The organism is Amycolatopsis sp. NPDC049868, assembly GCF_044461365.1.
Taxonomy (GTDB): Bacteria; Actinomycetota; Actinomycetes; order Mycobacteriales; family Pseudonocardiaceae; genus Amycolatopsis.
Genome location: NZ_JBITKV010000006.1, coordinates 577533 through 599936, shown reverse-complemented (window position 1 = coordinate 599936; position 22404 = coordinate 577533). Strand labels below are relative to the sequence as shown.

General features: G+C 66.5%; 17 protein-coding genes and 1 pseudogene. 14 read left to right on the top strand and 4 right to left on the bottom strand.

Features of this window, described 5'->3' with window-relative positions:
• The 7 genes and pseudogenes from ACIBTM_RS27050 to ACIBTM_RS27020 all read left to right on the top strand — a co-directional run.
• Positions 1-732: pseudogene (locus ACIBTM_RS27050) on the top strand (hypothetical protein); the annotation flags it as partial.
• A gap of 8 nt (positions 733-740) precedes the next feature.
• The gene (locus tag ACIBTM_RS27045) at positions 741-1238 is read left to right on the top strand and encodes an NUDIX domain-containing protein (RefSeq protein WP_395879932.1); all 498 of its coding nucleotides are present in this window, start codon (positions 741-743) and stop codon (positions 1236-1238) included.
• Positions 1239-1417: 179 nt separating this feature from the next.
• Positions 1418-3934, top strand: coding sequence for a P-loop NTPase fold protein (locus tag ACIBTM_RS27040; protein ID WP_395879931.1), 2517 nt, complete (start codon positions 1418-1420; stop codon positions 3932-3934).
• A gap of 174 nt (positions 3935-4108) precedes the next feature.
• A complete protein-coding gene (locus tag ACIBTM_RS27035) occupies positions 4109-5617 on the top strand; it encodes an NACHT domain-containing protein (protein WP_395879930.1) in 1509 nt (502 codons plus the stop codon).
• 410 nt (positions 5618-6027) lie between these two features.
• Positions 6028-7083 (top strand): hypothetical protein, encoded by a 1056-nt coding sequence (locus ACIBTM_RS27030; protein ID WP_395879928.1) that lies wholly within the window; start codon positions 6028-6030, stop codon positions 7081-7083.
• A 954-nt stretch (positions 7084-8037) separates the two neighbouring features.
• Positions 8038-9432, top strand: coding sequence for a NucA/NucB deoxyribonuclease domain-containing protein (locus ACIBTM_RS27025; RefSeq protein ID WP_395879927.1), 1395 nt, complete (start codon positions 8038-8040; stop codon positions 9430-9432).
• A gap of 11 nt (positions 9433-9443) precedes the next feature.
• Positions 9444-10010: a hypothetical protein gene (locus tag ACIBTM_RS27020; protein ID WP_395879926.1), complete on the top strand. Its 567-nt coding sequence runs from the start codon at positions 9444-9446 to the stop codon at positions 10008-10010.
• Between the two features lie 505 nt (positions 10011-10515).
• Here the strand turns inward: ACIBTM_RS27020 and ACIBTM_RS27015 are convergent.
• The 3 genes from ACIBTM_RS27015 to ACIBTM_RS27005 form a co-directional block, all read right to left on the bottom strand.
• On the bottom strand, positions 10516-11073 hold the full coding sequence (locus tag ACIBTM_RS27015) for a hypothetical protein (RefSeq protein WP_395879925.1): 558 nt from the start codon (positions 11071-11073) through the stop codon (positions 10516-10518).
• A gap of 270 nt (positions 11074-11343) precedes the next feature.
• Entirely contained in the window at positions 11344-12279 is a 936-nt protein-coding gene (locus ACIBTM_RS27010; RefSeq protein ID WP_395879924.1) for a phosphotransferase family protein, read from the bottom strand.
• A gap of 114 nt (positions 12280-12393) precedes the next feature.
• Positions 12394-13110 carry an ATP-binding protein gene (locus ACIBTM_RS27005; RefSeq protein ID WP_395879948.1) on the bottom strand — a complete coding sequence of 239 codons (717 nt, stop codon included), beginning with the start codon at positions 13108-13110 and terminating at the stop codon, positions 12394-12396.
• Positions 13111-13857: 747 nt separating this feature from the next.
• On the opposite strand from ACIBTM_RS27005, the gene ACIBTM_RS27000 reads away from it, so the two are divergent.
• Positions 13858-14331, top strand: a complete 474-nt coding sequence (locus ACIBTM_RS27000) for a DUF1801 domain-containing protein (RefSeq protein WP_395879949.1) — start codon at positions 13858-13860, stop codon at positions 14329-14331.
• Here ACIBTM_RS27000 and ACIBTM_RS26995 read toward each other — a convergent pair.
• On the bottom strand, positions 14318-14857 hold the full coding sequence (locus ACIBTM_RS26995) for a flavin reductase family protein (protein WP_395879922.1): 540 nt from the start codon (positions 14855-14857) through the stop codon (positions 14318-14320). The two genes, ACIBTM_RS27000 and ACIBTM_RS26995, sit on opposite strands and share 14 nt — an antisense overlap.
• Positions 14858-15059: 202 nt before the next feature.
• Between ACIBTM_RS26995 and ACIBTM_RS26990 the strand changes: the two genes are divergently transcribed.
• From ACIBTM_RS26990 to ACIBTM_RS26965, 6 genes are all read left to right on the top strand, one after another.
• A complete protein-coding gene (locus ACIBTM_RS26990) occupies positions 15060-15527 on the top strand; it encodes a GyrI-like domain-containing protein (protein ID WP_395879921.1) in 468 nt (155 codons plus the stop codon).
• A gap of 37 nt (positions 15528-15564) precedes the next feature.
• On the top strand, positions 15565-16374 hold the full coding sequence (locus ACIBTM_RS26985; protein ID WP_395879920.1) for a MerR family transcriptional regulator: 810 nt from the start codon (positions 15565-15567) through the stop codon (positions 16372-16374).
• Between the two features lie 129 nt (positions 16375-16503).
• Positions 16504-17844 carry a lysine N(6)-hydroxylase/L-ornithine N(5)-oxygenase family protein gene (locus tag ACIBTM_RS26980; RefSeq protein WP_395879919.1) on the top strand — a complete coding sequence of 447 codons (1341 nt, stop codon included), beginning with the start codon at positions 16504-16506 and terminating at the stop codon, positions 17842-17844.
• A gap of 2 nt (positions 17845-17846) precedes the next feature.
• Complete coding sequence (locus tag ACIBTM_RS26975; protein WP_395879918.1) at positions 17847-18899, top strand: NAD(P)/FAD-dependent oxidoreductase; 1053 nt, start codon at positions 17847-17849, stop codon at positions 18897-18899.
• A complete protein-coding gene (locus tag ACIBTM_RS26970) occupies positions 18896-20875 on the top strand; it encodes a class I tRNA ligase family protein (RefSeq protein ID WP_395879917.1) in 1980 nt (659 codons plus the stop codon). Before ACIBTM_RS26975 ends, ACIBTM_RS26970 begins: the two co-directional genes overlap by 4 nt.
• Positions 20872-22395: an AMP-binding protein gene (locus tag ACIBTM_RS26965; protein ID WP_395879916.1), complete on the top strand. Its 1524-nt coding sequence runs from the start codon at positions 20872-20874 to the stop codon at positions 22393-22395. The genes ACIBTM_RS26970 and ACIBTM_RS26965 overlap by 4 nt, the downstream gene beginning before the upstream one ends.
• Positions 22396-22404 lie beyond the last annotated feature (9 nt).

Below are 22404 nucleotides of genomic sequence, written 5' to 3'. Positions count from 1 at the left end.
CTGCTGCTCGCGGCCGGACTCCCCTACGACAGCGCCGAAGGCCGCCGACTGGCCCAGGAAGTACTCGCACTGGTCAACTACACCTCCAAACTCGCCTCCGTCGAACTTGCCGCCACCCGCGGTGGCTGCCCAGCCGTGGCCAGCGGCCGGTCCCGCTACGCCGACCCGCGATTTCTGCGCCGGTTCACCGAACTGGAGGTCGACAGCGTGACCCGCGGCGACTGGGCCGCCCTCGCCGACCAGATCGCCACCACCGGTCTGCTGCGGAACTCCTCCACCATCGCCGTGCCGCCCACCGGCCGCTCGGCGCCGGTGGTACGAGCCTCGACCGGGATCGAGCCACTGTTCCGGCTCTCCGACGACCTGCCCAGCCAGCAACGCGCAGGAGTCGTGGCGGCACTAAAAACCGCAGGCCGGACCGACGTGCTCGGTTTCGTCGACACGCACGGACGCCTTCCGGCCGACCCGACACTGCCGCAACGGCTGCGCGCGGTCCTCGCGACCGCGACACAAATCAGCACGGCAGGACACCTGGCGATGGCCGCCGCAGTACAGGCCTGCGTCGACGAAGCAGTATCCAAAACCGTCAACCTGCCCGCGACCGCGCGCTCGATCGACGTGTACGACACCTACGCCACCGCGTTCGAACTCGGCTGCAAGGGCATTACCGTCTACGTCGACGGATCACGCCACATCCAGCCGCAAGCCCTCGCCACCACGTCCGCCAGCTGAGGAGACCCATGACCGCCCAGCAGTACGTGTTCGACACCAAACACGACCGCTACCCCCTCGCCGTGCACGTCTTCCTCATCCAGGAACTCGATCACGGACACGAATCAGCGGACGAGCACGTGCTGCTGATGCGGCGCGCCGGCTCCGGCTACGCCGACGGGCAACTCGGGCTCCCGGCCGGGCACGTCGACCTCGGCGAAACACCGACCGAGTGCGCGATCCGCGAACTCGCCGAAGAACTCGGCATCGAACTCCGCGCCGCCGACCTCACCCCCGGCGCCACCTGGTTCCGCATGTCCCAGGAACCGAGGATGGACATCTTCTACACCGCCCGAACATGGACAGGCACCCCGCAGATCCGCGAGCCGCACAAGTGCACCGAGCTCGTATGGGCCAACCCTCGTGCCATGCCCGCCGACGCGCTCGAGTTCCTGACCCCAGCCTGGAACGACACACAGAACGGGCGCATCCTGCGCGAATACGGCTTCGCATCCACGTCGGCGTAGCCGCACCTCCGCGGACGCCGACACTCAGTGGAACTGGATGACCGGTAAAGAGACCTCAAGTCCCTTCTTGGCGAGGCCGTTAGATGTCGGTGGTGTAAAACCCTCAAGGTTGCCCTTGGCCCAGCGTGCCGCCTTCTGCCCAGCTGGGCCTCACGTGAAGCCAAGAAAGGCATCGGCTTGTGACGACCCCGGCGCAGAACCCCGTCCGCACGATCATCGTGGTCGATGTTGTGGGTACTGCTTCCCCAGCCAGCCGTTCGTTCGATCGGGTGGAGCTCCGCCGAGGCGTGTACGACGTGCTGAGGACCGCGTTCACTGAAAGCCTTCTCGACTTCGACGAAATGGTAACCGAGGACCGTGGTGACGGCGTACTGATCCTGCAGCCGCCCGGAACGCCGAGGTCTCTCGTCGCCGACCAGCTGCCGGAGCGTCTCGCCGTTGCCCTCCGCCGCTACAACCACACGAGAACCCCGCAAGCGCAGATCAGATTGCGTATGGCCTTAAATCTCGGCGAGGTACTCAACGACGGCGAAGGTTGGTTCGGCGAGGCTATCGACACCGCCTTTCGTATCCTTGATGCGCAGAGTGTCAAGGACACGTTCCTCGTATCCCGCAATTTGATCGCCGTCATCGCGTCGGCACGGTACTTCGACGAGGTCATCGCCAACGATCCGGGGCTGCAGCCCGAGTTGTACCAGCGGATCTCGATGCACGTGAGGACGTTTTCCGGCACGTGCTACCTCCGGCTGGTCGGCGAAGTCTACACCCAGGCTTCCCAAGCCGTGTCCATGGCGGACGGCCCCGTCCCGGAACTGTTTCCGGCGTCAGCCCTGGCTACACTGCGCAGCTACCTACTTCTACTGGATGTCCCGAACCTGCATGCCCTGATCCGTCGCGCGCTCGGGCCGACGATCCCCGTTCCGTCACTCGATCACATCACCACCCCATGGAACGCCGTCCAGTTCCTGGCAGACTTCAACCCCGGCCCGGACGGAATCCCTCCGGTCATTATGTTCCTTGGGCTTCTGGCCGAGGACCTCGATGGTCCGACCAGCGCCGTCATCAAAGAATGGGTCAACGAGCAAGCCCATCGCCTTCATATTGAATTCACGATGGAATCGTCGCTCCCAGGTCATGCGACGACCCCTGAGCAACCCGTACCAGGTCCTCCTACGCCCGAGACCAAAGTCGATTGGGCCAGCGATGCCCCCGCCCTCGATGATCACCTCAGCCGGGCGTCCTTAGCCGACGTCCTCGCCGCTCAACTGCGCGACGTCCGCGGCAGGGCTCCTTCAACCTCATTCCTCATCCACCTCGATGGTGCCTGGGGTACAGGCAAGAGCACCCTGCTGAACTTTCTTCAGCTCCGGCTCGAGGATGAGTTCACGATCGTCCGGTTCGACGCCTGGCGCCAGTCACGTCTCGGGCCGCCGTGGTGGGCGCTGCTGTGCGCGACCCGCGGGGCGGTCGCTTGTGAGCGAGGTGCTGTCTCCAGGGCCGGGCTCCGCGTCGCCGAAGCGGTGGTGCGTGCCCGGCGAGTCGGTGCCGGCGTCACACTGTCGCTGTTCCTGCTCGCCCTTCTAGTAGCGGGACTCGCCGTCTTCTTATTGCCGCGTATCGCGGGAGGAGACGCGCTCGCCACCCTCGCCAAAGCCGTGACCGCCGTGGTCGCCACCCTGGTGACTCTGTGGGCCGGCGCCCGCGTCGTGGGCCGGACACTGTTGTGGGACACCGTCCGTGGGGCCCGTCTGTTCGAGCAATCCACTCCCAATCCGATGGATCAGGTCGCCGCCCACTTCGACTGGATGCTGGGCAAAGCCCGAAAGCCCGTCGTGTTCTTCATCGACGACCTCGACCGCTGCCCAGGCAGCTATGTGGTCGACCTTCTCGACGCGGTCCAGACCCTGATCCGCGACACTCCGACACCGACGACAACCGAGCACTCAGCCGCGTACTTCGTCGTCGCCGCCGACGGCGCCTGGCTCCGCAAGAGCTACGAAGATGCCTTCCCCACCTTCCTCGGCTCGGTCTCCACTCCCGGCTACTCCCTGGGCTACCTGTTCATGGACAAACTGTTCCAGTTGACCGTCCCCGTTCCAATGCCCAGCACCCGAGCACGCACGACCTACCTCGGGCACCTGCTCAACATCACCGACACCCACGGCGACGGTGACCTCGACCAGGAGATCACAGCCGGCAAAACCGCCCTCGCCGGTGCCGACGACGAATCCCAGATCCTGGAAATCTTCGGCGCCGCCACCCCTGCCGCGCGAGACCAGCTCGCCAGGGACGCAGCACTCGCCCTCGCCTCGCCACAGAACCGTGAACACACCGAACACAGCCTGCGTAAGTTTCTCCCGCTACTGCACCCCAACCCACGCAACATCAAGAAATTTCTCAACACCTACAGCATTCTGCGGTCGGTTCGCACCCTCGAGCAGAACACCGTCCCCTCCGACGTCCTCGCCCTATGGACCATCATCCGCGTGCGATGGCCATCGATCGCCGACCACCTCGAAACAAACCCTGACGCGATCCGCGGACTCATCGAACCCCTCTGGGCCTCGGAATGCCTTCCGGTGGATCTCTGCGATTTGGCCACCGACCCCGAACTCCGCGCTGTGATTCTGCATCCCCACGGCGGACCGCTAACCGCCGATCTCGTCCGGCAATGCGCCGGAACCGAATGGCAATAGGCCGTCACCGCCCCCTGTTCCCTACGGACGATGACGGGCGTGCGAATCTCCTGGTGAGTATCCGTCGGAATCCGGCGTGCACCAGTCATCATCACCGACCGAGACGAACCGATCGCTTGTAGGATTCGACCTGCCTGTCCGCCGGACCAGGCGAGAGAACGGGCGGTGCAGCAGATGGACTTCGACGTGGTCGTCGAACGGTGGGTGCGTCGTCGTTCCGCAAGCGACGGGGACGACCCGCCGTTCACGCTGGACGCGGACGGTTTCCTGCCGCCGCCTGACGATCACGAAGCCGAGTGGTTGCGGCCGAGCGAGGCAAGTAGTTCCGGTGCGTGGGTTCTGCTGGGTGAGCCAGGATCGGGAAAGACCACCACATTCAACGCATTCAGCTCGGAACATGATCAGGCCGCACCTCCGCTCCCGGGGCAGCCGGGAACGGTCTGGGTGACCGGCTCACAACTCGCCGACATCAGCTCCGCCCAGGAAGTCGTCGGGGTCTACCTCGACGCGCTTCCCGCGAGCACCGACCTCGCCGGCGAAGGCGCCGACCTGGTTCTCGTCATCGATCAACTCGACGAGAGCCCGTTCCTGCGTCACTTTCCGAACTGGCTGAAAAAGAAGCTGGCGGCGAGGAACACCGATCGGCTACGGATCTGGATCGCGTGCCGCACGGCGGAGTATCGCCACGAGCTCACCCAGATTCTCGAGCACGCGCTGACGTCGTGTGTAGTGGGCGATCTCGCGCCCCTGACCCGGCCGGACGCCACGGAACTGGTGGCCAGTACCGGCGCGGACGCATCGGCGTTTCTCAGCACGGTGGTGGACAACGCTGCTGGAGTCCTGGCCAGCGTCCCGCTCACGCTCAGGGTCCTGCTGTCGGCCTACGCCCAGGATCCTGAGGTGCTACAGGCCGGTCCGAAACGGTTGTTCGATCTAGGGCTCGCCGCGCTCGCGGATGAACACGACGACGACCGGGACCCCAAACTCGCCACCACCAGCCGGGAACAACGGCTGGCGATCGCCAGGCGCGTTGCCTCGCATCTGGTGCTCAGCGGCCGGCGCACCATCCACACCGGGTTCGTCGGAGACCAGTCTGACCAGGCGGTGCCGGTCGGAGCGGTCATCGGCGACCACGAATCGGCCGGCGCGGGCACCTTCGAGGTCACCAAACCTCGGGTCACGGAAACACTTGCCACCGCACTGTTCTCGCGCACGCGTCAGAACACCGCGATGTTCGCGCACTCCTCATTCGCCGCGTTCCTGACCGCTCGGTATCTCGCCGCGAGGCTCACCGATCCAGCACCCATCCCGACCCCGCAGCTCACGGGGCTGTTCCTGGTGAGCGCACCCGACGAAGACACCGCTGCCATCCCTGAGCATCTGCGCGAAACCGCGGCATGGTTGCTGGCCCACGCCCCGGCCCAGGCACGGTGGCTGGCCGCCGCGGACCCCGAAAGCCTTGCCAGCCACAGCGCCATCATCACCGACCCGGATATCCGTGCCCTGCTGGTCGACGGTCTGCTTCAACGCGCGGACCGGATCGAACTGGGACATCAGCACCTACCCCGGGGCTGCGCTCTGGCCCGAGGACGAACTCCGAGACAAGCTGCGAGTGGCGTCCCGCCGGTACCTGTCCGCCGAACACGATCACCACCAGGAATGGCTGGGCACCACCCTCACTGACTGGCGCGCCTACGCCGGATACACCGCCCTGGCCACCCTTCATGCCACCGACAACGACACAGACACTGCCCTCGCCACCGTTCCGAACGAGCGATGGGCAGCGTGGGTGGGAGCCATCCTGGCATTCTCCGAACACTTCAACGCCGTCCCCGATCTTGTCCAAGATCTCCTCAACCATGCAACCCTGCATGCACCCGCCCAACTCAAGACGGCCGTCGGGCAATACGTCCGGACCTACCTCACCCACTCCACCAGCTCGCTGGTCCTGCCGGACCTCCCCACGCAGATAACACCGACCCTGACCGCGCTGGCGGAGGAGCTGCACTCCGCACTCCGAGCCCCACTCCCAGACACCACACCCGATGCGCCCCCTCCCCATGCCTCGGTAACCACCGACGGACCACTCGTCCTTGCCGCGGACCCAGGCATCCGCAAAGCTGCCGTTTCCACCTGGTTCCACCTTTTTAGACCGCCCTGCCCACTTCGGCGACGCCACCGCCATCACTCTGGCCAAACAGGCCATAGCCAGCCACCTCGCCGAGCCAACAAGCGAGATCGACCTGAAGCTGGCCACCGCAGCCGGCCACGCCCTCCTCACCGCCAACGCCGTACAGCATTGGCCAACGATCCATCAGGCAGTCACCGACTCCGAGCCATTCGCGCGGGATCTGGCGTTTGCCTGCGCAGGCACAGAGGACACCGCAGCGATCACCGAGGCACTCGACGAGGTCGAACTCGCCCGCCTCTACCGCTGGCTCACCGCCGTCTGCCCCTCCGACACCGACACCTACCAGATCGGCGGCAGCTGGAGCAGCCCCGAACGCAAGGTGCACGACTGGCGCCGCAGCACCATCTCCACCCTCGCTGCCCACGGAACAGCCGACGCCGTCCACCAACTACGGCAACTCGTCAACGACGACCCCGATCAACTCGACCTGCAGGCCGCTCTGCTCGACGCCCGCCACAAAGCGCAAGCCGCAGCCACGGGCCACCTCACTACCGACCAGGTCACCGCACTCCTCAGCAACCGCACCCGGCGCGTGGTCCAAACCCCGGCACAATTGGCCGAGGTCATCATCGAGACCCTGGACAGCATCGCGGACGATCTACCAACCCACGGCAACCTGCTCTGGGACTGCGAACACATCAACAACGCCCCCAGCGGGACTCCCAGTAAACAATGGCGACCCAAACCAGAGGGAGATCTGGGCGCCTACCTCACGCACCAGCTTAAGCTCCGGCTCGAACACAGCCGCATCGTCGTCAACCGCGAAGTCATGATCCACCCCACCGGCACAGGTGACTCCGGCGAACGTCCCGACCTCGTCATCGACGCACGCGCACCTGACGACCACACCGCAGCAGCACCGATCATCAGCATTCCCCTGGAAATCAAAGGCTCCTGGCATAAGGACACCCTCACTGCTCAAGACACCCAACTCGCCCAGCGCACCTCACCAACATGAACACCACGGCAGGCATCTACCTCGTCGGCTGGTACCCCCTCGAACAATGGAACACTACGACCGCCGACGACTACCGCAAGTCCAAGGCGAAGCAACTTGGCTCATCGTCCGAGCTGCAAACCCGCCTAGCGCAGCAAGCCGGCACCATCCAAGGCGCAGCTGCCCGCCGGACCTACCCCTACGTACTCACGATCCCGCGAGCCACACCGGTTCAGTAATCGCACCACACACAACTTGGCCTTCCTCCCCTCCCGCTACCGGGCCGAACGGGTACCGACGCCACGCACCATGAGCGAAGGCAGCCTCAATCTGAACTGACGCAGCCAGCCAGGGGCGGATCAGCTCTCCAAGTCCGGCGTCGCCAGCTCCGGCGCATGGAGGCGCTTTCGGCGTGTCAGGTCCGAAGGGTGCGAGCGCTGGGCGGTGCTGGTTCAGGGCCTCCATACAGCCGGGTACCCACCCAGCCCAAGCGAGTCCCGGGCGCGCGGATCATCGCATCCAGCACCGACAATCGAGGAGGGGCGCCGCCAACACGCTCCGGCAGAGGTCGCACGCCGGCGCGTTAGGCGCCAACCCTGTGACGACCCTGCCGATTCAGTCGCGCTCCGGGCACCCCCAGCCTGCTCGGATCGGCGCTCGAGCACGAACTGCGCACGCCGCCGATCGACCGCCGGACACGGTTGCCAGCCAGGCATCGCAATCATTAGAAATAAGGCCACCTAATTTGTGACTCTACAATTCTTCAGAGCTGTAGCCCATGGCATATCGATCGTGCGCACACCTGCTTTCTACGTTTTCCGTCGCACGGAATTTACGGCACTTGACGCACCATGATCACATAGATAGGAAGGATGACAGTCGATCCGGCTGTCACAGTACGCCGGACGTCTATGGGGCTATTTCTCTACTTCTACTTGTGTGCCTTTCTGTCATGAGGGGAATATCGTGAAAACGATGGCATCACGAAGAAGAATTCGTAGAATATCCATCGGTCTCGTCGTCATGCTGGCCGCGGCACTGTCGCCGGGGGCCTCGTTCGCGAGTGCTGACGACGGGCCGTCGCTGCGGGTGGAGATCACCGATCTGAACGGGAAGAAGCTCGACAGCCTCCCTGATGGGGTGTCCCCGCCGGCACCGGTACCGTCGATCGAGGACGCCCAGCGCCGCGGCGCCGAACTGGGGAACTTCTCATCCAGCAAATCCGGCGACAAGGCCGACGACGAGCGAATCCAGAAAGCGCTGGACGAGATCTCGAACTACCGGCCGCCGAGCACCGGCCGAACCCATGAGCTGAAGAACCCGGACCGCCCCATCGATCCGTTCCTCCTGGACCTGTGCATGCGGGATCCGCGGGCGGAGGGCACTCAGGGGCATGTTTTCCACCGCAACTTCTGGTGCCACCGTTCGGGGATACAGGCCGTTGCCTGGGACAAGCGGACGGGTAGGGTCCTGGGCTCGGCGAAACTCGCGTGGGACGCTGTCGGTCTGGGCAACCGGCACTCGCGGGAACTGGACGTGTTCCTCCGCCCGACGGCGATCAAGGACAACTGGGGCGTCTACCAGAACCTGGACAAGTTCAAGCTCTCCGTGGGACCGCAGTGCGGTGCCCCGACCGTGGGATGCAGCGTCGACTACCCGGCGTTCAACGCGACGGGTGACATCTGGAAGAACCGGATCGAGACCAAGATCTGGCTGTGGTGGGGGATCCTGTCCGACGAATCGAAGAGCACCGAGACCGACAAGGTGTCCAACCACCGCTGGTACTTCTCCACCTCGTCCGAAATACTCGACCGCCCGGCCGACACGGGCCGGTTCGACTTCCCGCCCAACGACATCCGGTGTGACTCCGCGACCTACTTCCCCAACGAGACCGTCGCGTGCGTCAACTCCAACGTGCTCTCCTACCTCACCTACTGGACCAACAACCCCAACTACAACGAAGGCGAAGTCGCCCTGCATATCCGGCAAGCGCAGGACCTGCCGAACACCACCTTCCCGCCGCGCGACTATCCGAAGAGGATCCCCGGGAAGTACACCTATCCCATCCCGGACGCCCCACCCCTGCACCGCATCCCCGGAGACGAGGAAGGCGCCAACAGGGCCGAGGTCAGAAGGACCTGCGACGTACTCAGAGTGCAACAGCCACCCAAGCCCGGGGAAGAATGCGACGAATACCCATTCGCCTCCACCCGGGAAGGCGCAGCCAGCACGCATAACGACTTTTCCGTGAAATACGTCGACGGAACCCAGAATTCCAGCGCCGGCGGTTCGTTAATACAGTGGTACACTCGCGAGCGGATGATGTATAAGGACCAGGACCGCTTCTGGGTGGAAATCAAGTCGCTCTGACGGGAAATCTGATGACCTCGCTGCTGCACGAGATCACCTGCGAACCCACCACCCAATACGGTGTCTTTCTCATCAGCGGTGGCGGGGGCGACGAGCCCGATCTGGGCAGCAGCACCGGGTGGCTGTTCGCCACCGGCGACTACGTCGTGGTCAGGAGCGCGTCCGGGGTTTGGAACGCCCCGGACGCGCTCCTGCAGTCCTGGGACGGCGAACCACCGCACCCCGGCCCGCGGTGGAGCACCGTCCAGACCACAGCGGCGGTCTTCTCCCACAGCGTCGCCACCGTGCACAACCTCATGCACGACGTCGAGTTCGCTCGACTGCCCCTGCCCACACCAGGCCGGTACCGCGTCCGCGGCTACACCGGGGACCGACACCAACTCCGGGCCGCCTTGGAACGCGCCGATCACCACGCCGCCCGCACCGACCCACCCGCACCGGTACGCGGCGTCGAACACCACCTGCTCCAGTTCTGGCCCGATCCCGAAACCACCGACGCGCCGCAATCCATCGCACTCGACTACGAGCAGGAACAGGTTCGCCGCGCGTTGCGCCGCCAGCGTGGAACCGGCCCCTAGCCACGCACCCAGGCAGCCAGACATTCCAGCCTTCCCTCAGACCGACGACGCGTCGTCCACTCGGGCACAAAAGTCGTTGGGTCCGGTGCCGGCCGAAGTCCCCGCAAGCTCCGGACCAGCTCAGTGTCCAGGGCACTTTGACCGCGAGGCGCCACCGGCGTTCGTGCGCGGGCCCGGCGCTGACGCTCATCTCACCGGCCGTGTATCGAGGAGACAGCTTCCCCGCTGTCGGCGACCCGGTAGCCCGGGTGGCGATACCAGAGCATGACCCGGCGTATCCCCCGCGTCGACCGTCGCCACGAACACCCCACACGCCCTGATCACCCGAGAACGCTAGGCATGGCGGCACTTCGCCGACTGGTGTGGCACATGTGGTCCCGAACTCGCTGCCGAAGCCGCGATCGACTCGGACGCCGACCTCGTAGCCCTGACCACCTACGCCGCCCGAGTTCTTTCACTACGAACCGGGGAAACGCGGCAGAACAAGCACCGACGAGCGCGAGCGCTACTTGTACAAAGTCTGGACGTTCGTGAAGGTGATGTCGTCTGCGGTGGTGTTGTCAGGGTTGAACCGGAAGACGACGTTGTCCGCGCCCCCGGCGCGCATCGTGAAGGTCGACGTCATCGTCACCGATCCGCCCGCAACGAGCTGCTCCGGCAGGTCGGTGGAGTTGCCCTTCTGAACGGCCGAGTTCGTCGCCTTGGCATGGTTGGCGCCGTACAACAGCTCTGTGCGAACGTTGCTCTTCACCGTCGGAAAGACGAATGGCGCGGTGCCGGTATTCGTGATCTCGGTAGCTATGGTGACCAGGACGTTCTCGGTGGGGCCGGAGTCGTAAACGTTCGAATCCGTGGTCTCGGACTTCGCGGAGATGATCCGGACCTTCAAGCCGTTGGGCAGCGTGGCGGCATCGGTCGCCGGGGTTTCCGGTGCGGAAGCGTTGTCGACGCAGAACTCCGTGTGAGTACTGGCGAAATTCGGGTCAGCGCACTTCGCGGGGTCGAGGCCGGCAGCGTCCTGTCGGGCGCCCGGCGCGGCAGAACCGTCGCACGCGGCCAGCACAAGGGCACCGGCCACGACGAAGAGGCCGACCGAGAGTCTTCTGTTGGGCACAGCGGCCCACTGTACGTCATGCGAGACGCCTCGAGAATCGTCCCCGATCCTGGGGAAAAGCAAGAAGTAAGCCGATGACGGTCTCCGAGCTGCCTAGGGCGGGCAGTGTGGACAGTTGATTTCGGCAAGTCGAATCGGCCCCGGTTCGGCACTCTGATTTGGCCCCACCTTGTTCGCGTGTTTCTGCTGGTCGGCCTGCGTGCTTCGGTGGTGTGCTGACTACTGATCGTCGACGTCGAGTCGGCTCAGTGCGGTGCTGAGGAATGCGTCCCGCCGTTGTCCGAGAAGGTCAGCGTCGAGGTCTGATCTGCCCTGGTCGTGGAGCGCCGGAACGCAGAACGCCATGTCGGCCAGGGTGCCTAGCGCCGCCACGACATCCCAGTAGGCGACCTGCTCGGCTCGTCGGCCGGCAGCGTGCTGCCAGCCCTCCAGGACCTGCTCGGCGGCGGGTAGCCCGAACATCAGGGCAGCGTCGAAGCGTGCACCGCCCAGGTCGACTCCCGGCGATCCGGCGCCGGCGCAGTCCCAATCAACCAAGCCGGTGCAGCGGTCACCGGACCAGAGGGTGTTCCCGAACCACAGGTCGCCATGCACGAGGACTGTCGGGCCGCCGGGCGCGGGCAACTGTTCGAGGCGTTCTTCCGCAGCCGCCAGCAGCGCGGTGGTGCCCTTTTCTCGTCGTTGAGCAGCGAAGTCGACGTCCGCGATCGAGCGGGTCCGCAGCGGCAGTGCAGCCCGGGGCGCCAACGGAACCGCCTGCAAAGCGGCGGCTGCGGCCCCGAAGCCCTGGAGCCGCTCGGCGGAGGCGACCGAGGGGATCCGGCTGTGCCCGGGCAGGACGGTGGTCAGCACTGCCAGGGCGCCTGCCGCGGAACCGTCGAGATCTGTGGCGATCAGCCTGGCCGCGGGCAGCTGGTGATTGCCGGCAACGTGCAGGGCAGCGACCTCGGTGGCGAACCGCTCGCAATGGTCGGGATCAGTGAGGTCTCCGAGTCGCAGCACGGCCGCCTCGACTCGACCACCCGGTTCGAACGTCAACAACCAAGGATTGGCTCCCTGACGTAGGCCGGTGGCTGTAGCCACCTGAGCGCCGCCTCCCACCGCGTCGCTCACCCAGCGCTGGACCTTCTCGGGCAGTTCGTGCACCGTGATCACACCCCCGGGTCGCACCTGATCTCGAGCGACCACGATGACACGAGCGCCGCCGACGATCTCGTATGCCGGGCCGTGGGCTCGGCATACGGCCCGTCGCAGATCAGGCCGATGTTGTCAGCTGGCGCGGTTGGTGCGGCGGCGTTTGGTGGTGCGCAGCCGGAAGGACTCGGTGCCGGTCTCGATAATGGACGCGTCGAACGTCAGGCGGTCGACGATCGCGGCGCAGAGCCGCGGATCGGTGAAGGTGCGGGCCCACTCGCTGAACGCGGAGTTGCTCGCGATCGCGATGCTGGAGCGTTCCTCGCGCTCGATGAACACCTGGAACAGCAGCTCCGCGCCGCGCCAGTCCAGCTCGAGATACCCCAGTTCATCGAGGCAAAGGAGATCGACGCGGCCGTAGCGGGCGATCGTCTTGGACAAGTGCTTGTCGTCGGCGGCCTCGACGAGCTCGTTGACCAGCGCGGCGGCGGTGACGTAGCGGACCTTGAACCCGGCTTCCGCTGCGGCGGTGCCGAGACCGATCAGCAGGTGGCTCTTGCCGGTTCCGGAGTCTCCGATCAGGCAGATCGACTGGCCGGCGCGGATCCAGGCGCCCTTGCCGAGAGTGTGGACGAGGGCGGGCGAGACGTTCGGGTTGGCGGCGAAGTCGAAGTCCTTCCTCGATGCGTTTGGTGCGCGGGAATCCGGCTTGCTTGACCAGGCGGGCCTTGCGGCGGACCTCGCGGTCTTCGCACTCGATGAACAGCAGCTCGGACAGGAAGCTCTTGTAGGTGGCCTGCTCGATGGCTGCGTCGGCGGCTTCCTCGGTGATCTGGTCGCGGCCGCGAGCAGTGGTGCGAGTCATGATGCGTTCCCCCTTCCTCGGAGTGTTGCGCAGCAGCTGGTCGTAGGCGGCGACCGAGGGTGCGGGGCGGGAGTCTGGCGGCAGGTCGGCGTCGCGGCGGTTCGACCGTCACCGTGTCGCCCGCCGCGGCGGCGTGTTTGCGGGCTCCAGCCTGAAGCGAGACCAAGGACCTGCGAATGCATGCATTTGCAAGCGGCCCAGAGTCCCCCTCCAGAGGTCTCTCAGGGACGTTTGCGATAGCGAACATGGCCGGTAAAGGTGACACTGAGGCGACGGCCTACGCCCAACTTCGCTCTGTGCGACGTGCCGTATGTCGGGAAGCGCTGGGTCCACCAGCTCGCCGACTACGACCGCGAGTTGGGCATCTCCTACTGGACCAAGAACTACCGCACCGGGATCGAACACGAAGACCCGGAAGCCCCGACTGATCCTGAAGCGGCCCGGGAGCGGCCCAGGGATAGGACACTGAGCCGCCCTGGGCCGCACTTTCGCACCCTGCCTGACAGTACGGCTCGACACCAAACTCGCTGGAAATGCTGCGTGCCGACGCGGTCTTCAGTATTCGAACGGCCGAAGTGGTACCGCGATCGCAATACTCGACACTCGATGATGCGAAATCCGCAAACCCTTCTGGGTCATGGCAGGACGGGCGAAACCACGATATTTCCTCCAAGGAGGTACTTGCGCGTGATTCCTCACTCGGCCGTCCGACATCGCGAGTACGCTTGGCCGCCATGTTCACAGTGGCAGCGTCCAATCTCAAGGAATACTTCGCCGCGGATCCCGCCAGGGAAGCAGACCTTCGGGCGGTCGACCGCATGGTCCGGGACGCGGCGCCGGAGCTGAAACGGGAGTTCTTCGGCGGCACCGGCGCGGGAAAGCCCGGTATGGGAATGAGCCTGATCGGCTACGGGAAGTTCCAATATCAGGTCAAGTCCTCTTCCGAACCCATCGACTGGCCGGTCATCGGACTGGCGCTGCAGAAGAACTACCTCAGTCTTTACATCGCCGCCGTGCGGAACGACCGATACCTCGTCGAGGACTACGCGGGCAAACTCGGCAAGGTCAGCCTCGGCCAGAACTGTATCCGCTTCAAGAAAGCCGACGACCTGGACGATTCGGGTCTCGGCACGCTCCTCCACCACGTCCAGGACGGTCTCGCCACCGGCGAACTGGAACTGCGCTACGGCCGCGTCAAAGCGTCCTGATCCGCACGGCGCGGTGGAAAGCGCTCCGGAAGAACACCAGACCGGGCAGGCGCCGGCTGCAGCGGGTCGCGTCGAGGACCCGGCTGAGGAAGATCGAGTGATCGCCACCCTCGTAGGTCTCCGCCACCTCGCACTCCAGCCAGGCCAGAGCGCCGCTCAACAACGGCGCCCCGGTGTACGGGCCAGGGCGCCAGTCGACCCGGTCGAACTGACCCGCGCCCTCAGGGCGACGCTTGTCAGCGAAGTACCTGGCCAGCTGTTCCTGCCCTCGGCCGAGCACCGACACGCCCAGCCTGCCGGTCGACACGATCGCGTCGTGCATCCGTGCGGTGCGGGCGACGCAGCACAGCACCAGCGGCGGGTCGAGGGACACCGACGTGATCGAGTTGGCGGTCATCCCGTGCGGCCGCTCACCGGCGACCGTCAGCACCGTGACACCGGTCGCGAACTCGGCGAGCACGTCTCGCAGCGGGGTGCCGGCCGGTGCGGCGGAATGCCGCGCCGGAACTCTCTCGTCGCTGGCCACCTGGTCTCCCGTCTCCGGTGCCGTCGCAGATCAGCGTGCCGCCTGAAGATCGAGCCCACCACCTTCGTCCGTGCGCAGCGCCGCAAGGGAAGCCGTCACCATCGGGTGAACCGGCCACGCGTTCTTGACCCTTCCCTTGGGGCAGGCATCAGTGTCGCTCCTGATCGGGCGAACAGCGTCCGCGAAGACAGGGAGTAGCCCCATGACCGAGATCCTCGAGCGCGACGTACCCGAACAGTTCGTGCTCACCGAGCAGCGGACCGTCGCGGCGCCCGACGTGAAAGAGTGGCTCACCGAGGCGATGGACCGGCAGTTCGGCACCGCGCAGGCGATCAACGGGCTGACCGGGTCCTGGTTCGTCGTCTACCACGGCCAGTTCACCGACGAGACGCCGGAGATCCCCGTCGAGGTCTGCGGTCCCGTCGCCCCGGATCAGGCGGGCGACCTGCCGACCCGGGTCGAGCCGGCACACCGCGAGGCGTACCTACGGCTGAAGAAACACCAGTTCACCAACCCCTCGGAGATCGCGAACGCGTTCGCCACGGTGGCCCAGTGGGTCGCGAAGCAGGGATACACCATCTCCGACGCGCCCCGCGAGGTGTACTTCACCGACCTCATGGCCGCCGACGACGACGAAGACGTCTGTGACATCGCCTTCCCCATTCGATGACCGTGTCCGTCCGCCCACCTGCACTACGCTCGACGGCGTGGACACTCTGCTGAAGATCGGCGTGTTCGCACGCCGGTCACGCCTGTCGCTGAAGGCGCTGCGCCTGTACGACCGCCTCGGCCTGCTCACGCCGAGGCATGTCGACGAGCAGACCGGCTATCGGTGGTATGAGGAAAGCCAGTTGGAGACCGCGAGGCTCGTGGGCACGCTGCGGCGCCTGGACATCCCCCTCTCCACCATCGCGGAGATCATCTCGGCACCGTCGCCGCAGGCTGCCGAGATGATCATGCGGTACTGGCAGACGATCGAACGCGACATGTCCGTCCGCCGCGAACTCGTCAGTCACCTGCTCGGCACGATGCGCGGGGACACACCCGACACCACCGCCGTCGCCGTACGGGACGTGCTGCCACAGCAGGTCCTGACCGAACAGCGGCATACGACCGTCGACACACTTTCCTGCTGGCTCGGCGGCGCGTTCGGCAGACTGCACAAGGCCGCCGCGGATCTCGGCGGACCCGCGGGCCACCCGTTCGCCGTCTACTACGGCGACGTCTCCGAGGACAGCGACGGGCCGGTCGAGGTCTGCGTGCCGATCCCCCTCGACGTGGCACCCGCCGTCAAGTTCGCCGTCCGTCACGAGCCCGCGCACCGCGAGGCGTACCTGCGCCTGCGCCGCGCTCAAGTGGAGTTCCCGCAGATCCTGTCCGCCTACGACCTCGTCACGCACTGGATCTCCCAGCGGGAGCTGAACATGACCGGCGCCCCTCGCGAGGTGTACTTCGCCGACTTCGCCTCGGCCGAGCCGGACGACCAGGTGTGCGACATCGCCATCCCCTTCGGCTGAGCCCCTCCGGAAAAACAGGCATACCACAATGTGGATCTGCCGCCCGCTTTCGCGCTGCTGAACACTGAAACCACTGACCGAGCCGGGTCCTGTGTGGACAACAGCGATTCACGCCGAAGGTGGATAACAGTGGCGGCACCCGAGACGAACCGTTTGGCGGTTGCCGCCGGACGAAACCGGGAGCAGATCCGGTACCGGTGTGTCGGGATCGGCATCGGCCCGGCCAATCTGAGCCTCGCCTCGCTGCTGCACGGCCGTCCCGAAATCTCGAATCTGTTCCTCGAACGCGAGCCGGAGTTCAGCTGGCATGACGGGCAACTGTTCCACGGCACCACGCTGCAGGTGTCGCTCCTCAAGGACCTCGTCACCCTCGCCGACCCGACCAACGAGTTCTCGTTCCTGGCGTATCTGCACGACCAGGGCCGCATTTACCACTTCGCCAACGCTCAATTCGACGCCATTCCACGGCAGGAGTACCGCAACTATCTGGAATGGGCGAGCAGGCGGAACAAGAACCTGCTCTTCGGTGAACGAGTGCGGTCGGTCGAGTTCGACGGCCTGTTCCGGATACGGACCGACCATCGGACGTTCACGGCGGAGAACATCGCCGTCGGTATCGGACAGCGCTCGTGGCTGCCCGCCTGCACCAACGGCAAACTCGGCGAGACCCAGTTCCACGTCAGCGATTTCCTCACCACCGCGGGTGACCTCAGCGGCAAGCGGGTCGCTGTCGTCGGTGGCGGGCAGTCCGGGGCGGAAGCGGTACTCGATCTGATCAGCCGGGTCGAACGCCCGGTCGCCAACGTGACCTGGTTGTCGCGGCGGCCGAACTACCTCCCGCTGGACGACTCGCCGTTCACCAACGACTTCTACATGCCTTGCCACTCGGACTACTTCGCCGGGTTGGACCCCGCGACGCGGGCGGAGTTCAACCGCCGCCAGGTCCTCTCCAGCGACGGCATCTCGATGTCGACCCTGCGCCAGCTGTATCAGCAGTTCTATCTGCACCGGTTCGTCTACGGACACGAGGGCCTGGTGTCGCTGTACCCGAACCGGGAGGTGGTCGACGTCGCCGGGAGGCCCGGCGAGTGGGAGCTGACCTGCCGCCACAACGCCCACGCCGGAACGCTCGAACGCGTGCGGGCGGACGTCGTGGTTTGGGCGACCGGCTACCGGCCCTCGCGGATGGACTTCCTGACACCGCTGGAAAGCCGGCTGGAACGGGAGAACGACGAATACCGCATCGACCGCAACTTCGCCGTCCGATGGGACGGACCGAGGGACCGCAACATCTTCGTGCAAAACGCCACGCGGCAGCAGCGCGGACTCGCCGACCCGAACCTGAGCCTGCTCGCGTGGCGCTGCCGACGCATCATCGACCGATTGCGAGAGGTCGACTCCGACGACCAGCTCCCGTCGTTCCTCGAGTGGTCCGCCCAGCGGCCGGTCGACGGCCAGGAGGGGACCTGAGGATGTACGGAACCGTCGACGTCGCGGTGGTGGGCGGCGGAATCGTCGGCTGCCTCGTCGCGAGGGAGATCGTGACGAGGCAGCCGAGTTCCACGGTGGTGGTGCTCGACCGCGACGCCATCGGATCCGGTGCCACGCGGCGATCAGCCGGCGTGCACTTCCCGCGCGGGGCGACACCGCGCGTCCAGGCGATGACCGAATACAGCCAGCGCTACTACCGGCGGCTCCGCGCGGAGCTACCGGCTTCCCCCATCCGTTCGCTCGACGCTTACGTGGTGTCCTCCGGTGCCACGCCTCCGGCCGGTTACCTCGCCGGGGCGGAACTGCGCCGGGGCGACGCGGTCCCGGGCCGGTCAGTGACCCTCCCGCCGGGCGCCACGGTGTGGCGATGCCGGGGTTGCCACCACGCCGATGTACCCGCCCTCGCCCAGCTTCTGGCCCGATCCCTGCGGCCACAGGTCGGCATCGGCGAAGGGTTGCGGGTCACCGGTGTGGAACCCCGCTCGACCCATGTCGCGGTGCGGCTGGCGAGTGGCGAGACCCTGACGGCGGGTCGAGTCGTGCTCTGCCCGGGCCCCTGGCTCGGCGACCCCGCTTGGCGAACCCTCGTGCCCGCGGTGGGCGCCAGGGTGAAACGGGTGGTCGCCCTGCATCTGGACCGGCCGGTCTCCCGGCGGCACAGTCTCGTGCTGTTCGACCGGGAAGACGCCTTCCTGCTCCCGCTGCCCCGCCGGGCGCACTGGTTGTTCAGCTACACCTGCCCGGAATGGGATGTCGATCCCGACGCGCCGCCGGAGGGCCTCTCGGCCGAGCACAGACGCGAGGCGGAGACCGTGCTGAACCGCTATCTGCCCGGAGCCGCCCTCAGGTCGGGCAGGGTGTTCTGCGACGCCTACAGCGACAACGGCGAGCCGCAGGTTCGCACCCTTGACGACACCGGTCGTGTTGTGTTCGCGGGCGCCGCGAACGGCTCGGGCTACCGGCTGGCCCCGGCGATCGCCCGAGAGACCGCCGATCTTCTGGAAGTCCCCGTCGGTTCGAGGAGCCTGTGGTGATTCTTGACAAGTACTCCGACGCCGAACTGCATCCGGCGTTCGGCATCGACATGAGCGTGATCGACGGGGGCACCGTCGGCGCGGGATGGGCACGGGTGCGCCCCGGCACCAGCTCCGCCCCACACCAGCACGACGAGATCGAGATGTTCGTCGTGCTCGAAGGCACCGGCGAGCTGGTCGTGAACGGAGCCAACCATCCCATCGGGCCGGGAACCGTTGCCTTGTTCGAGCCTTTCGAGACCCACGTCGTGGAGAACACCGGCGAAACCGATCTCGTCTTCGCCGACGTGTATTGGCGGGATTTCGCACACGCGACCCTCGCGGCGGAATCGCCGACGAGGCTTCGGCGACGACCGCTACTGGTGTTCTCCACCCCGCCCACACCCAACGGTGACCTGCACCTCGGGCATCTTTCCGGCCCATACCTCGGTGCCGACGTCTACGTCCGGTTCCAGCGGATGAACGGTGCGGACGCATGGCATCTCACCGGCAGCGACGACTTCCAGAGCTACGTCGCGGCTTACGCGCGCGATGCCGCCGAGTCACCCGCCACCACCGCTGAGCGGTTCAGCGCGGAGATTCGCGAGACGCTGGCGCTGATGGACATCGAACCGGATCAGTTCACCGTCCCGCGTACCGCGCCGCGATACGCGGACGGGCTGCGCGACTTCTTCTCCCGGCTCACGGCGTCGGGTGAGGTCCGCCCGACGCCCGGAACCGCGCTGTTCGACGGCGAGACCGGTGAGTACCTGTACGAAGGAGACGTCAGCGGCGCGTGCCCCGCTTGCGGGCAGCCGACTGGGGGGAACCTGTGCGAGGAGTGCGGTGAACCCAACGCGTGCGTCGATCTGCTGCGGCCACGGTCGGCGCTGTCCCCGGAACCGCCGCGACGGGCGGAGGTGGTCCGGCATTCCCTGCCCCTGCACGACTTCCGGGCGACGGTCGCGGACCACCACGCGCTCGGCCGGGTTCCGGCACGGTTGCGCGAACTGGCCGACCGCCTCTTCTCCCGCCCCAGGCTCGACGTCAGCCTCACCCATCCCACCGGCTGGGGTGTGTCACCTGCCACGCCGGACATGGATGATCAGGCCATCTGGGCCTGGCCGGAGATGGCCTACGGCTTCCTGTACGGAATCGAGGCGCTGGGACGCCGATCGGCGAAGAACTGGCGGTGGGATCGGCCACGGCATGACTGGAAGATCGTCCACTTCTTCGGCTTCGACAACAGCTTCTACCACGCGGTGCTGTACCCCGCGCTCTACCGGCTCGCGTTTCCCGAGTGGCGACCCGACATCGACTACCACGTCAACGAGTTCTACCTGCTGGAGGAGGACAAGTTCTCGACCAGCAGGCGTCATGCGATCTGGGGCAAGGAGATCCTCTCGGCCGAAAGCGTCGACGCGGTGCGATACTTCCTCGCCTCGACCCGCCCCGAAGGGCGGCGGACCAGCTTCAGCCGGAGTGAGTTCGAGGCCGTGCTGAGCACCGTCCTCATCGGACAGTGGCAGAGCTGGCTGCGCGACCTCGGCGCCCGGGTCGACGAGCGGTACGGCGGCCACGCTCCGGACACCGGCACCTGGACACCCGAGCACACGGCCTTCCTCGCCGGTCTGGAGCACCGGCTCCGGGCACTGACCGGCAGTCTCGGCCCGGACGGTTTCTCCCTCAACCAGACCACCCAGGGCCTGAGCGGGCTGGTTCAGGACGCCCGCGCGTTCGCCGGACGAGAGGAACCCGGCATCCGACTGCCGGGCTGGAGCGATCAGGCCCGTACCGCGATCGCGCTCGAACTGGCGGCCGCGCGGTTGCTCGCCGGTTGCGCCGCGCCGGTGATGCCCCGCTTCGCCCGTCGCCTGGCAGGCGCGCTGGGGCTGACGCCACCGGAACGCTGGCCATCGGCCGTGGAACTGCTCTCCCCCGGGGCCCGCGTCGACCTCGCCGGGCGCGTGTTCTTCGCCGAGGAGGCGGACGAGTGAGCGAATCACTGCTGGACCACCTCGCCACCGGCCGTCCCCGCAGCGATCGCCACATCACCTTCACCCGCTTCGGCGGGTCGGAATCGCTTGATCTCCGCCGGCTTCAGGAGCTGGCCGGGCACGTGGCCGGCAGGCTGGCCGAACTCGGTGTCGTCCGGGGGGACCGCATCGGCATCCACGGGAGCAACAGCCTCGAATGGGTGCTGCTGGACCTCGCCGCGCTCCGGCTCGGCGTCGTCACCGCGGGACTGGAACCGGAGAAGTTCAGGGTCGATCCCGCACTTCTCGCGCGCTACAGCCTGCGTCTGCTGTTCACCGACACACCGGTGGACGCGCCCGGTGTCCACGACATGGCCGAGGTACGCCGATGGTTGGACGCCGGGACCACGCCGGCACCCGTGAGCCATCGGCCCGGCGACGTGACGACGATCAAGTTCACCTCGGGCAGCACCGGCGAGCCGAAGGGACTGGCCGCGACGGTGGGCAGCATCGAAAGCTCACTGCGCGCGGTTCAGCAGCTGTTCTCCCACGGACCGGACGACCACCTGTTCGTCTTCCTGCCGCTGTCCTTGCTCCAGCAACGGTATTGGATCTACTCGGCTCTGCTGCACGGCCACGACGTCACGATCAGCACGCACAACGCGGTGTTCGCCACGCTGAGGCGCGCCGCGCCGAGCGTGGTCATGGGAATCCCGGCCTTCTACGAGGTGATGCGGCGCCGGATCGAGTCGCTGGCGGCCAGGATCTCGCCCGCAGACCCCGCCGCGGCTCTCCCCATCGCCGCGCAACGGTTCTTCGGCCCCCGAATCCGGTATCTGTGGACCGGCTCCGCGCCCGCCAGCCCGGCGACCTTGCGCTTCTTCACCGACGTGGGCCTGCCCATCTTCGAGGGCTACGGCCTGAACGAGACCTGCATCGTCACCAAGAACCACCCCGGGGCCTGGCGGATCGGCAGTGTCGGAAAGGTCGTGCCCGGCAAGGAGGTCCTGATCGACGCCGAAGGGGTGATCAGCGTCCGCGGCGACCACCCGGTGAACACAAGGTACGAGTACGGGCCGCCCGGCGCCTCGGAGGAGGTGTTCGGCACCGACGGCACCGTCCGCACCGGCGACCTCGGCTATTTCGACGACGACGGTTTCCTCTACATCCGCGGCCGCGCCGACGACGTCATCGTGCTCGACAACGCCCGCAAGATCGTCGTGCGGCCCATCGAGGAACGGCTGCGGGAATGCCCCGCGGTCGACGAGTGCGTCATCTTCTGCCCCTCCCGGACTTACCTGGTCGCCGTGGTTTCGGCCGTCGGCCGTCCGCCCGACCGGGACGCGATCACGGATTGGGTGACGCGGACGAACGCCACGGTCGAACGGGATGAACGGATCGCCAAGATCGTGCTCGCCCGCGAGCGGTTCAGCGTGGCGAACGGCCAGCTGACCGCGCAACTCAAACCGAGGCGTGCCGCGATCCTCGCCGCTCACGAGAACGAGGTGAACGACAGAACGGGCGTTACCAGGGCACCATGAGCGGAACGG

Coding starts and splice junctions, on each gene's coding strand:
- ACIBTM_RS26990 (WP_395879921.1), top strand. CDS start 15,060: ATGACCGAGATCCTCGAGCGCGACGTACCCGAACAGTTCGTGCTCACC.
- ACIBTM_RS26975 (WP_395879918.1), top strand. CDS start 17,847: ATGTACGGAACCGTCGACGTCGCGGTGGTGGGCGGCGGAATCGTCGGC.
- ACIBTM_RS27020 (WP_395879926.1), top strand. CDS start 9,444: ATGACCTCGCTGCTGCACGAGATCACCTGCGAACCCACCACCCAATAC.
- ACIBTM_RS27000 (WP_395879949.1), top strand. CDS start 13,858: ATGTTCACAGTGGCAGCGTCCAATCTCAAGGAATACTTCGCCGCGGAT.
- ACIBTM_RS27045 (WP_395879932.1), top strand. CDS start 741: ATGACCGCCCAGCAGTACGTGTTCGACACCAAACACGACCGCTACCCC.
- ACIBTM_RS27025 (WP_395879927.1), top strand. CDS start 8,038: ATGGCATCACGAAGAAGAATTCGTAGAATATCCATCGGTCTCGTCGTC.
- ACIBTM_RS27035 (WP_395879930.1), top strand. CDS start 4,109: ATGGACTTCGACGTGGTCGTCGAACGGTGGGTGCGTCGTCGTTCCGCA.